Annotated in this window: 1 protein-coding gene; it reads left to right on the top strand. The window is 77.1% G+C overall.

What is annotated here, in order from left to right; all coding sequences use genetic code 11:
- Positions 1 to 21: 21 nt before the first annotated feature.
- A partial coding sequence (locus ACFQ4O_RS18130) for a squalene/phytoene synthase family protein (RefSeq protein WP_378777830.1) occupies positions 22 to 630 on the top strand: 609 nt, incomplete at its 3' end.

Here is a 630-nt window from a genome sequence, read left to right as displayed (position 1 = left end):
CGCAGCCCTGCTGGCCGTGCCGTGACGACGGAGGGCGCGCCGGACCCGGTCGCGACGCTGGTGCGCGACGCGGCTTTCGACGCCTACGCCGCCGGCCTGTTCGCGCCCGCCGAGGCGCGGCCGCATCTCTACGCCCTGCAGGCCTTCGACATCGAGCTGTCGCGGGTGCGCGACCTCACCCGCGAGCCGCTGCCGGGGGAGATGCGGTTCCAGTGGTGGCGCGACGCGCTGGCCGATCCGTCGCGCGCGGACGCCGCCGCCCATCCGGTGCTGCGCGCGCTGGAGGCGGCGATCCGCTACGGCGCGCTGCCCCGGCCGGCGCTGCAGGACCTGATCGACGCCCGCAACGACGATCTCTACGACGACCCGCTGCCGACGGTCGCCGATCTCGAGGCGCGGCTCGGCGCCACCTGGTCCGTGCTGCTGCGGCTGTCGTCGCTCATTCTCGCGCAGGGGCGCGATCCGGGCGGGGCGGACGTCGCCGGCCATGGCGGACTGGCGCTAGGGCTGACGCGGCTCGCCCGCGAACTCGCCCGCGCGCCGCAGCGGGCGGCGCGGCTGATCCCGGTGGAGCTGATGGCGACGGAGGGCGTGGGGCAGGGCGCGCTTCAGGCCGGCGAGGCGCCGGAC

It is taken from the genome of Methylopila musalis (genome assembly GCF_042679725.1).
GTDB lineage: Bacteria > Pseudomonadota > Alphaproteobacteria > Rhizobiales > Methylopilaceae > Methylopila > Methylopila musalis.
This window is presented reverse-complemented; position numbering and strand designations above follow the sequence as displayed.